Raw genomic sequence first — 12,111 nt, forward strand, 5'->3', positions numbered from 1 at the left:
TTTTCCTCTTGTGGAGCAGTGTTCAGTGTAATTCCTTTATTGACTGAAAGATATATTTCAGATACAACTTTAAAACATGCATTACAGATACATGTTTTAAAGGAAGTCATTATGCTCAGTCAGAACACCATTGATATCGTGAAATCCACTGCACCATTACTGGCCGAAACGGGTCCGAAACTCACTGCTCATTTTTATGAGCGGATGTTCCGCCATCATCCTCAGCTGAAAGATATTTTTAACCTGACCCATCAGGACAGCGGCCGCCAACGCGAAGCTCTGTTCAACGCGGTTTATGGTTATGCCGCGAATATCGACAATCTGGAAGTACTGCTGCCTGTGGTTGAAAAAATTGCGCAGAAACATGCCAGCTTCAATATTACAGCCGAACAATACGCGATTGTTGGTGAACACTTACTGGGCACGATTGACGAAATGTTCTCGCCGGGCCAGGCTGTACTGGATGCCTGGGCTGAAGCATACGGTTTGTTGTCTACTGTGTTTATTGACCGTGAAGAGGCGATTTACCAGGAAAATGAGGCAAAAACCGGTGGCTGGCGCGGCACCCGGGAATTCGAACTGGTGGCAAAAACACCAGAGAGTGATGTGATTACCAGCTTCGTCTTCATGCCGACCGATGACCAGCCGGTCGCGGCATATCAACCCGGTCAGTATATTGGCATCTACTTAAAGCCTGAGAGCTTTGAGTATCAGGAAATCCGTCAGTACAGCCTCTCATCAGCCCCGAATGCGCAAACCTATCGAATTTCCGTTAAGCGGGAAGCGCAGGGCACCGTGTCTAACTATTTGCACCAGCACTTAAAAGTGGGCGATAAAGTTCGGCTGGCGGCACCGTCGGGTGATTTTTACTTCCGTTCTGACGCTTCTCAGCCGGTCGCACTGATTTCGGCCGGTGTTGGCTTGACGCCAATGCTGGCGATGTTGGAGAGTATTCAGGAGAGTCATCAGGCGCCTGTGCACTGGTTACATGCAGCGGAAAACCATCACCAGCACGCGTTGGGTGCGCACGTTAAGAGCATCGCAGACAAGTCGGAACAGGTTACCAGCCATGTGTGGTATCGCGAACCACAAGGGAAAGATGCAGATTTTGAAGGACTGATGGATCTCAGCCAGTTAGCAGACACAATTGACTGGCAGAATACGGTGTTCTACTTCTGCGGTCCGGTGCCATTCATGCAGCATATTGCAAAGCAGCTGCAGGAAAAGGGCGTGCCTGAGTCGCAGATTCACTATGAATGTTTCGGGCCGCATAAGGTGCTGTAAGGTTAAGTCAGACTGATAAAAAACGCCCGTCCTCGGCGGTATAACAAACGTGAATACCGAGGGCGGGCAAGGATAGACGCATTGTGGAGACGCGAGTTTTAACTCGCTTTTTTCTTGGTTACCATTTCTGGTTCGGTTGTCCCTTCTGAATCATAGGCTTTCTCGCCATAGACGAAGGTTTTGCTGACAGTCCGGTCATCGCCCAGACTCATCAGGACAAAGAGTTGCTCTTCCAGGGTTTTGGCCTGTTGCATCCGGAAAGACATTAACGGGGTTGCGTGCAAATCCAGCACCACGAAATCGGCTTCTTTCCCCGGTTGCAGGTTGCCGATTTTTTCGTCCAGATACAGCGCTTTCGCACCGCCCAGTGTTGCCAGATACAGTGATTTGAACGGATGCAGTTTCTGCTGCTGTAATTGCAGCACTTTGTAGCCCTCGCTCATCGTCTGAAGCAGAGAGAAACTGGTGCCGGCACCGACATCGGTTCCCATCCCGACACGCACGCCATGCTGTTCCATTTTCGGCAGGTTAAATAAACCGGAGCCCAGGAACAGGTTTGAAGTCGGACAGAACGAAATGGCTGAACCGGTTTCGGCCAGACGCTGACATTCACAGTCGGTCAGGTGAATCCCGTGCGCAAAAACGGCACGTTCTTTCAGCAGCTTGTAATGGTCGTAAACATCGAGGTAGGTGTCACGATCCGGGAACAGCTCCAGTACCCATTCAATCTCTTTCTTGTTCTCAGACAGATGCGTGTGCATGTACACATCCGGATATTCTTCCAGCAGTTTGCCTACGGTCGCCAGCTGTTCATCGGTACTGGTTGGCGCAAAACGGGGGGTGACCGCATACAGAAGACGATCTTTCTTGTGCCATTTTTCGATCAGGGCTTTGGAATCCTGATAACCTGACTCCGGGGTGTCGGTCAGGTAATCCGGCGCGTTTCTGTCCATCAGCACTTTACCGGCGATCATCCGCAGTTTGCGTTTTTCAGCTTCTTCAAAAAACACATCCACAGATTCTTTATGCACGGTGCCGAACACCAGCGCCGTTGTGGTCCCGTTGCTTGCCAGTTCATCAAAGAAGATATTGGCAACCTGACGGGCATAAACCGGATTCTTGAACTTGAGTTCTTCCGGGAACGTGTAGTTTTCCAGCCAGTCCAGCAACTGCTCTCCATAAGAGGCAATCATGCCGGTTTGCGGATAGTGAATGTGTGTATCAATGAAACCGGCGGTGATCAGTTTGTGTTCGTACTGCGTCACTTGCAGGGGGGACGGTTGGCGTGCCAGCACTTCTTCGGCCGGGCCGATATCCAGAATATGGCCGTTTTCCACGACCAGAACACCGTCTTCAAAAAATTCAAAACTGTTTTCAAGCCCGACGTCATGGGGATCGGCAATGCTGTGTAAAATCGCTGAGCGATAAGCTGTGCGTTGTGTTGTCATTTAAATTTCCTTCATTTACCGCTTTCAGGCGACTTGATGATCGACACTGTCGTCAGACGCTGTGGCAGCAGCGTCGTGCTCACTGGCTTCTCGCTTGTCGGCGATTGGCATGCCCTGATAGTGGGCGATCAGCTCTCCGGCAACCGACACCGCAATTTCAGCAGGGTGTTTGCCTTTGACGGCATCAATCCCAATGGGGCAGACCATACGACGAATGGTTTCATCGTCGTAGCCGCGCTGAGACAGGCGATAATCAAACTTCTTCCTTTTGGTCAGTGACCCTATCATGCCAAAGTAAGTGATATCATTTCTGTTGAGGATTTCCCTCGCCAGCTCAAAATCGAGCTGATGGTTGTGGGTCATCACCAGGTAATAGCTGTTGTTCGGCATATCGCGGATCTCACCGACCGGATCATCCGAGACCAGTTTGGTCACGCCAAGTGGCAGCTCAGCAGGGAACTCACTGTCTCGCTGATCAATCCAGGTCACGCGGAAAGGCAATGTACTGACAATATGGATTAAGGCTTTGGCGACATGGCCTGCACCAAAAAGCACCAGATGATGCTGTTGCTGACCAATCGGCTCTAAGCTGAGTGTCGCCATGCCGCCGCAGCACTGGCCCAGCCGCGCACCCAGATTGAAATGCTCGACCCTGGGATGTCTGTCTCCGGTGAGCAGCATTTCCCGTGCCAGCTTGATGGCTTTGTGCTCCAGATGACCACCGCCAATGGTGGCGATGATTTCATTCCGGGTGACCAGCATTTTTGTGCCGGCATCACGGGGAACGGAACCCCGGTCGGCCAGCACTGTGACCATCACACAAGGCTCACCACGCTGATCCAGTTCAGCCAGAGCATGAATCCAGTTGTCTTTAAACATCGCGCTTTCCTCATCTGGCGGGCCGACCCGACCCGCCATTTACTACTTCCCTGCGGATTACTGGGCTTGTTCAGGGGCCGTCGTTTCTTCTTCCTGTTTCCTGCGGCTCAGGAAAGGCTGAGACTGCGATGGCTGCACTTCATTAATGGCCCAGAGAACGCGCTCTGGTGTTGCCGGGGTGTCCAGCTTCACTAAGGCACCAGGCTCAGCAACTGAGCGGATGGCATCTTTGATGGCACTCCAGACAGACATGCCCAGCATGAATGGCGGTTCACCCACAGCTTTCGAATTGAAAACGGTATCTTCCGGATTGCTGCGGTTTTCCAGCAGTTGAGTGCGGAAATCAATTGGCATATCCGCAATCGCCGGGATTTTGTAGCTCGCCGGACCGTTGGTCACCAACCGTCCCTGATCGTTCCAGATCAGTTCCTCTGTGGTCAGCCAGCCCACACCCTGAATGAAGCCGCCTTCAACCTGACCGATATCAATGGCCGGGTTCAGCGAAGCACCCACATCGTGCAGGATGTCCGCACGCAGGATTTTGTACTCACCGGTCAGCGTATCCAGCACTACTTCGGCACAGGCAGCGCCATATGCGTAGTAATAGAATGGACGGCCGCGGGCTTTCTCGTGATCGTAGTAAATCTTCGGCGTACGGTAGAAACCGGTGCTCGACAGAGAAACCTGATTGAAGTAAGCCTGCTGGATCAGATCCTCGAAGCTCAGTAATGCTTCTCGGATCTGGACCAGACCGTTTTTAAAAACCACGTCTTCCGGTGTGACTTTAAAGTGACTGCATGCGAAGTCGATCAAACGCTGTTTGATGGTCAATGCCGCATTCTGAGCCGCTTTGCCGTTCAGGTCTGCACCAGACGATGCAGCGGTTGGTGACGTATTCGGTACCTTATCGGTGTTGGTCGCCGTAATCTGAATCCGGTCGATATCCACCTGAAAGACTTCCGCAACCACCTGAGCCACTTTGGTATTCAGGCCCTGACCCATTTCAGTACCACCGTGGTTCAGGTGAATACTGCCGTCGGTGTAGATGTGGATCAGTGCACCGGCCTGGTTCAGGAAGGTCGCAGTAAACGAAATCCCGAATTTCACCGGTGTCAGCGCCAGACCTTTTTTCAGAATCGGACTGGTTTTGTTGAACTCGGCGATGGCTTTCCGGCGAGCCTGATAGTCACTGCTGGCTTCCAGTTGATCCGTAATTTCGTGGATGAAGTTATCTTCCACAGTCTGATAGTAGTGAGTGACATTCCGGTCTTCATGGCCGTAGTAGTTCTCTTTACGGACATCCAGCGGATCTTTGCCCAGATACTGGGCGATTTCATCCATGATGTGTTCAATGGTCATCATGCCCTGAGGACCACCGAAGCCACGGTACGCGGTGTTCGATGCAATATTGGTTTTGCAGCGGTGACCGGTGACGGTGGCATCGCCCAGATAGTAGGCGTTGTCGGAGTGGAACATGGCGCGGTCGACAATCGAATTCGACAGGTCAGGGGAGTAGCCGCAGTTCCCTGACACGCTGATATCAATGCCGTGAATACGACCGTTGTCGTCAAAACCGACTTTGTACTGGTTGTAGAACGGGTGGCGTTTCCCCGTCATGGTCATGTCTTCCATGCGTGGCAGACGCATTTTGGTTGGACGACCGGTCAGGTGTGCGATCACTGCGGCCAGACACGCAGGACTTGCCGCCTGTGTTTCTTTCCCGCCGAAGCCGCCCCCCATGCGACGCATGTCAATCACGACTTTATGCATCGGCACGCCCAGCACTTCCGCGACCAGTTTTTGAACTTCGGTCGGGTTCTGGGTCGAGGTATAGACGATCATGCCGCCATCTTCCGTGGGCATGACGGAGCTGACCTGAGTTTCCAGGTAGAAGTGTTCCTGACCCCCGATGTGCAGGTCGCCTTCCAGGATGTGTTTGGCTGACGCCAGCGCACTTTCGGAATCACCCCGTTTGTGTTGATGGCTGTCTGAGACAAAGTGTTTTTTCGCCAGCGCTTCTTCGACATCCAGTACAGCTTCCAGCGGTTCGTATTCGATGATGGCAGCTTGTGCCGCTTTACGGGCGGTTTCCATGTCATCTGCAGCCACCGCAATCACGGGCTGGCCATAGAACTCAACGACACCGTCAGCCAGCAGCGGATCGCCCGGCAGTACGGCACCGATGTCCAGTTGCCCCGGAACATCTTTACTGGTGATGGCAATGGCGACGCCTTCAAAGGCATAGCACGGACTGACATCCAGTTTCGTGATTTTCGCGTGGGCGTAAGTACTGGTGCGCGCGTAGACGTGCAGCTGATTCGGAAATTCCAGCCGGTCATCAATGTAAACGGCTTCACCGGTGACCTGTTTGGTGGCGCTGTCATGTTTCACGCTTCTCCCAACGCCTGTCGTGAGATCCTGCGCGAATTTCGCCACCATTTCATCGTGACTCAATGGGTTATGGTGATGATTAGACATAAGCAGTTACCCTTGTTTCAATTTGGCCGTTGGACTGTTGTTCGAGGTAGAAACGGTGCAGCATATTGGCTGCCGTTAATGCACGATATTCCTTACTGGCCCGGAAATCTGACAGTGGTTCGAAGTCATGATGCAGCGCAGCCATCGCGGCTTTAACCGTGTCGAGACTCCATGGCTGGCCGATTAATGCTGTTTCACAGTTCGATGCACGTTTTGGCACCGCGGCCATCCCGCCGAAGGCGATATGTGCGTCCGCAACTTTACCGTCGTCACTCAGAGAGAGCGTGAAGGCACCACAGACCGCTGAAATATCATCATCCAGACGTTTCGACAGTTTGTAAGCACGGAACTCGCTGCCAATCACTGGCTTAGGAACGATAATCTTCTCAATAAACTCGGACGGCTGCTGAGCTGTGATTTTATAGCTGATGAAGTAATCTTCCAGGGGCAGTGTGCGGCGCTCATTGCCGCGACGCAGGACGATTTGCGCATTCAGTGCGATCAACAGCGGCGGGCTGTCACCAATCGGTGACGCGTTAGCAATATTGCCGCCCAGCGTGCCCTGGTTCCGGACCTGCAACGAAGCAAAACGATGCAGCAGTTCCCCAAAATCCGGATAGTACTTTTTCAGTGTGGCATAGCAGTCGGAAATCGGCAGATTGGCACCGATTTCAATGCTGCTTTCAGTTTCAGCCAGCACTTTCATGTCACTGACCTGGCCCACATTGATCAGTTTGCTGATCGGGCGATGGAACTGAGTGACTTCCAGTGCCAGATCCGTGCCTCCGGCGACCATACGCGCGTCCGGATGCGTCAGCAGCAGGTTTGCCAGCTCATCGCTCGATGTGGGTGAAAAGCCATACTGGCCTTCATGTTTCAGTGTGGCATTTGACAGGCTGATTTTTGACAGTTTCTCGATGGTTTGTTTTTCCAGCTCGGCGAACTGGTCCATCAGCTGTGCTTCCTGGCTGAGTGACAACGCAGCATCCACAATCGGACGATAGCCGGTACAGCGGCACAGGTTGCCGGCCAGCGCTTCCATCACATCTTCTTTGTCGGCCGCCGGTTTGTTTTTGCTCAGCGCAAACATCGACATAATAAAGCCCGGCGTACAGTAACCACACTGAGAGCCGTGATATTCCACCATCGCCTGCTGCACAGGGTGGAGCTGCTTATCTGCGGATTGCAGATCTTCGACGGTAATTAACTGTTTACCGTGCAGAGATGAGACAAAAGTCAGGCAGGAATTGACGGAACGGTATTGCAGCTTACCGTCAACAAGTTCGCCAAGCACCACGGTGCAGGCGCCGCAATCTCCAGAGCCGCAACCTTCCTTGGTGCCTGTTTTCTGAACATGGGTACGCAGGTAATTCAGTACCGTCATGTTCGGGGAGAGATGCTCTTCTTCCCGAACGTCCTGGTTTAACAAAAACGTAATCAAGTGACCTCCTCACAGGCTCATGATCTGACCTATAAGTCAATTCTGGATATACTTGACTCCTTAGTCAACTTTTGATGTTAACACCTTGTGACGTTTTGTTTTTCTTGAAATCAGGTCTTAATCTATATAAATCAATTGATTGTGTGTTTCTTAAACGATTGTTTTGATTCTTGTGCGCAAAATTTGTTTCTAAATATTGTCTTTCTGGTTACATCATGATGTTTTGATATTGTTGTTATCAATAAAACAGTCAGAATCTCTATAAATATTAGCCTCAGTTGGTGGAAAATGTTGCTGTGAATGTTTGAGATGTAGTTGGTGTTTTGGTTTTAATTGATTGATTTTCAAGGGCTTGTTTCGGATCATGACAGAATCCTAAATAAAGTGGATACTCTGTGATCTGAAAAGCTTTTTTGCGGGTGCTGGCCATTGCTGTCAAAGTGGCTGAGCTAAACTGAAGTTTAGAAGTACAGGTCTGAAATAATGCCCTTTAGACATCAGTTGTAAGCGTTTTATGCTTGTTGTGTCATATGGTGGGTCAGTCGCTCTCGTGGGTTTCTTTGGCTTTTGCTAAGACCACAGTGTCAGAATGGATAATTTATCAAGCAATGATAAACATGATGAATGAATATGGGAGTGGCATTTTTTTATTTTGTAGATTATAACAGCTTGGTAATACTGAATAATATTCTGCACTGCTTCATATGTAACTGTCCCGGTAAATTTTTGACTTAACAGGTTAAAAGCGGAAGTTTTCTGATGTAATTGTGGCCGATGGCATTGAGTGAAACTTGTACTCAAACACATAAACACTTTGTCGGGAGATTCCAAGTTCAGGCAAAATTGGGTACTATCAGCAAAAGTTATCCCGCCAATTCCGGCAGGGTGCAGAGCCAAATCATAATTGGAGATACAGCTTGATTAATGTATTCCTTGTAGATGATCACGAACTGGTTCGCACAGGGATCCGACGTCTTCTGGAAGATGTCCGTGGTATTAAAGTGGTAGGGGAAGCCATCAGTGGTGAAGACGCCGTAAAATGGTGTCGAAATGAACATGCCGACATTATCCTCATGGATATGAACATGCCTGGCATTGGTGGACTGGAAGCGACACGCAAAATTCTTCGATTCAATCCTGATGTGAAGATTATTGTTCTGACTGTCCATACCGAAAACCCGTTCCCGACTAAAGTGATGCAGGCCGGAGCTTGTGGTTATCTGACCAAAGGTGCAGGTGCCGATGAGATGGTGAATGCCATCCGTACGGTGAACAGCGGCCAGCGTTATATTTCGCCGGAAATTGCGCAGCAAATGGCTTTGAGTCAATTTGCTTCAAACTCGGAGAATCCGTTTAAGGATCTGTCTGAGCGCGAGTTACAAATCATGATGATGATCACCAAGGGTCAGAAGGTGACTGAAATTTCAGAGCAATTAAATCTGAGCCCGAAAACAGTGAACAGTTACCGCTACCGCTTATTTAATAAGCTGGATATCAGTGGTGATGTTGAACTGACTCATCTCGCAATTCGTCATGGAATGCTAGACACAGAGACGTTGTAGTGTCCGACACTTTTGATGCAAAAAGCTTTCTGAAAACAGTAACAAACCAACCTGGCGTATATCGGATGTACGACCAGGCTGGGGAAGTGATATATGTGGGGAAAGCGAAAGACCTGAAAAAACGGTTGTCGAGTTACTTTCGTGTTCAGGTTTCCAGCGAAAAAACACGCGCGCTGGTCCGTAATATCTGCAAGATTGACGTCACGGTGACGCACACCGAAACCGAAGCACTGATCCTTGAGCACAATTACATCAAGCAGTATTTGCCTAAATACAATGTATTGCTGCGAGATGACAAATCTTACCCTTATATTTTCCTGAGCGGTCAACATCATCCCAGATTGTCTGTTCATCGCGGAGCGAAAAAGCGCAAAGGGGAATATTTCGGACCTTACCCGGATTCTGGCGCTGTCCGACAAAGCCTTCATCTTCTTCAGAAAGTTTTCCCGATTCGTCAGTGTGAAGACTCGGTTTATGCCAACCGCAGCCGACCTTGCCTGATGTACCAGATTGGTCGTTGTCTGGGGCCTTGTGTGAAAGGTCTGGTCAGCGATGAAGATTACGCAGAGCAGGTCAACTTTGTACGCTTGTTTCTGCAAGGGAAAGATCGCCAGGTGATTAATGCACTGGTCGAGAAAATGGAAGTGGCAAGTTCACAATTGGCGTTTGAGAAGGCTGCGCGGTACCGGGATCAGATTCAGGCATTGCGTCGTGTGCAGGAACAGCAGTTTGTCAGCCAGGACAGCGAAGACGATCTTGATGTCATTGGTATTGCCCAGGATAAAGGCATCGCCTGTATTCATGCGCTGTTCATCCGGCAGGGTAAAGTACTGGGCAGCAGAAGCTATTTTCCCCGGATGCCGGCGGATACGGATATCACAGAGGTGATCACCAGTTTTATCAGTCAGTACTATTTCAATCAGGCAGAGGGAAGAGTGATTCCTTCTGTGATTTTACTGGGTGAATCTCTGGGCGATGAGCAGGCCAGTATGTCTGCTGCGCTTTCAGAAGTGGCTGGACGTAAGGTTGAACTGCGTTCACAGGCCCGGAGTTATCGTGCCCGTTACCTGAAACTGGCACAGACAAACGCGCTGACCGCGTTAACCAGTCAGCTCAATCATAAAATGACAGTGCATCAGCGTGTCACAGAACTGCGTGAAACCTTGGGACTGGATTCACTTTCCCGGATGGAATGTTTTGACATTAGCCATACCATGGGAGAAAAAACAGTGGCTTCCTGCGTGGTGTTCAATCAGGAAGGTCCGGTCAGACAAGAATACCGGCGATTCAATATTACCGGCATCACGGGCGGGGATGATTATGCGGCCATGGGGCAGGCACTGAATCGTCGTTATGGCAAGCAGCTGGATCCGGATAAAATCCCAGATATTATTTTTATCGACGGTGGTAAAGGGCAGCTGTCCCGGGCGCATGATGTTGTCAGTCCTTTGACCGGCGACTGGCCGAAACGTCCTTTGCTGGTCGGGGTTGCTAAGGGAACAACACGCAAACCGGGACTGGAAACGCTGTTACTGGTGACGGGAGAAGAGTTTTCTTTACCCAGTGATTCACCTGCACTGCATCTGATTCAGCACATCCGCGATGAAAGCCATGACCATGCTATCAGTGGTCACCGAGCGCAGCGGGGCAAAGTGCGTAAACGCAGTACACTTGAAGATATCGAGGGTATCGGACCGAAGCGCCGTCAGTCGTTGCTGAAATACATGGGGGGACTGCAGGAGCTGAAACGCGCAAGCAGGGAAGAAATAGAAAAAGTGCCGGGAATCAGCCGATCTCTGGCGGAAAAAATTTATGACGCATTGCAACACAGCTAGCTTTGCGGCACCCTTAGAGTCTGTTTACCAGAGAGAAGGCTGTCGATGGTAAACAGGCTTATTCCGATAACATAAGAACGAACAGTATGCGCTTAACAATTCCAAATATCCTGAGCTTTGTCAGGCTGGTGCTCATCCCATTTTTCGTGATTACCTTTTACCTGCCTTACGAATGGTCACCCTTTGCAACGGCTCTTATTTTTACAATCGCCGGGATTACCGACTGGTTTGACGGTTATCTGGCCCGTAAACTGAACCAGACTTCCCGTTTCGGCGCATTTATTGATCCGGTTGCAGACAAGGTGATGGTTGCAACTGCTTTGGTGCTGGTGACAGAAAATTATCATTCCGTCTGGGTGTCGATTCCGGCAATGACGATGATTGGCCGGGAGATCATCATTTCAGCACTGCGGGAATGGATGGCTGAACTGGGTAAACGCTCCAGCATCTCTGTGTCCTGGGTGGGCAAGGTGAAGACGGCCGCGCAGATGTTCGCTTTGGTTATGCTGTTATGGCACCCCAACTCATTCCTTGAAACAATCGGCTTTGTTGCCCTCTACATTGCAACGATTTTGACTTACTGGTCGATGTACTTGTACTTGAAAGCAGCAAAAGGTGATTTGCTCCATCCTGACAATATGTGACAGAACAATCACCTGGATTTGACACAAAAGCGGCCCCGGCCGCTTTTGTTTTGTTTGAAAATGTAAGATGAGAATGAATTTTTTTAATCAATCATAAATTCTGCTTGGCAATGAAAAGCCCAGTATGTTATTTTTCGCGCAATCTCAGGGGGAAACATATCTGAGACACATCCGTCACCATGAATTCAGGCTGATTGCATGTTGACGATCCGTAGGTACTGCCGGCGATTGGCGCTGTCAGTAGAAGGGCATTAATCATGCTGTCTTGCGCAGTTGAGCAAGCGCATCAATTAAGGAACCCAACTGTGAATATTTTAACGTCTCTGACCCGAATCAGCTTTGTCTTACCCAATTGCAGTATTATTACTGAACCTTGATCGTCCGATCACCTTGTCTCAGCTGCCTGCTATTAATGAACAGCAATCTTCATTGCTGTGCTGATTAGTTGCGCGCTGTGTTACGCGTTCCCGGTAAGTCTTTGACTTATCAATGTCTTTTATACTCAAAAGTACCACCTTAGGTGGACTTCACTATTTTGGA

General features: G+C 50.0%; 8 protein-coding genes. 4 read left to right on the top strand and 4 right to left on the bottom strand.

Annotated features, from left to right (window positions below; all coding sequences use genetic code 11):
* Positions 1-111 precede the first annotated feature (111 nt).
* Positions 112-1,284, top strand: coding sequence for an NO-inducible flavohemoprotein (gene hmpA, locus L4174_RS06695; RefSeq protein WP_248139769.1), 1,173 nt, complete (start codon positions 112-114; stop codon positions 1,282-1,284).
* A 98-nt stretch (positions 1,285-1,382) separates the two neighbouring features.
* Here hmpA and guaD read toward each other — a convergent pair whose 3' ends face one another.
* From guaD to xdhA, 4 genes are read right to left on the bottom strand one after another with little or no spacing between them, the layout of a single operon-like run.
* Positions 1,383-2,732 carry a guanine deaminase gene (gene guaD, locus L4174_RS06700; RefSeq protein ID WP_248139770.1) on the bottom strand — a complete coding sequence of 450 codons (1,350 nt, stop codon included), beginning with the start codon at positions 2,730-2,732 and terminating at the stop codon, positions 1,383-1,385.
* Between the two features lie 24 nt (positions 2,733-2,756).
* Entirely contained in the window at positions 2,757-3,611 is an 855-nt protein-coding gene (gene xdhC / locus L4174_RS06705; RefSeq protein ID WP_248141617.1) for a xanthine dehydrogenase accessory protein XdhC, read from the bottom strand.
* A gap of 57 nt (positions 3,612-3,668) precedes the next feature.
* On the bottom strand, positions 3,669-6,089 hold the full coding sequence (gene xdhB / locus L4174_RS06710) for a xanthine dehydrogenase molybdopterin binding subunit (RefSeq protein WP_248139771.1): 2,421 nt from the start codon (positions 6,087-6,089) through the stop codon (positions 3,669-3,671).
* Positions 6,082-7,530 carry a xanthine dehydrogenase small subunit gene (gene xdhA / locus L4174_RS06715; protein ID WP_256549374.1) on the bottom strand — a complete coding sequence of 483 codons (1,449 nt, stop codon included), beginning with the start codon at positions 7,528-7,530 and terminating at the stop codon, positions 6,082-6,084. Before xdhA ends, xdhB begins: the two co-directional genes overlap by 8 nt.
* 917 nt (positions 7,531-8,447) lie before the next feature.
* On the opposite strand from xdhA, the gene uvrY reads away from it, so the two are divergent.
* The 3 genes from uvrY (at position 8,448) to pgsA (ending at position 11,571) form a co-directional block, all read left to right on the top strand.
* On the top strand, positions 8,448-9,092 hold the full coding sequence (gene uvrY, locus L4174_RS06720; RefSeq protein ID WP_036750689.1) for a UvrY/SirA/GacA family response regulator transcription factor: 645 nt from the start codon (positions 8,448-8,450) through the stop codon (positions 9,090-9,092).
* Positions 9,092-10,927: an excinuclease ABC subunit UvrC gene (uvrC, locus tag L4174_RS06725; RefSeq protein ID WP_248139772.1), complete on the top strand. Its 1,836-nt coding sequence runs from the start codon at positions 9,092-9,094 to the stop codon at positions 10,925-10,927. The genes uvrY and uvrC overlap by 1 nt, the downstream gene beginning before the upstream one ends.
* 86 nt (positions 10,928-11,013) lie before the next feature.
* The gene (pgsA, locus tag L4174_RS06730) at positions 11,014-11,571 is read left to right on the top strand and encodes a CDP-diacylglycerol--glycerol-3-phosphate 3-phosphatidyltransferase (protein WP_248139773.1); all 558 of its coding nucleotides are present in this window, start codon (positions 11,014-11,016) and stop codon (positions 11,569-11,571) included.
* The last annotated feature ends 540 nt before the right edge of the window (positions 11,572-12,111 follow it).

The organism is Photobacterium sp. CCB-ST2H9 (assembly GCF_023151555.2).
Classification (GTDB): Bacteria; Pseudomonadota; Gammaproteobacteria; order Enterobacterales; family Vibrionaceae; genus Photobacterium.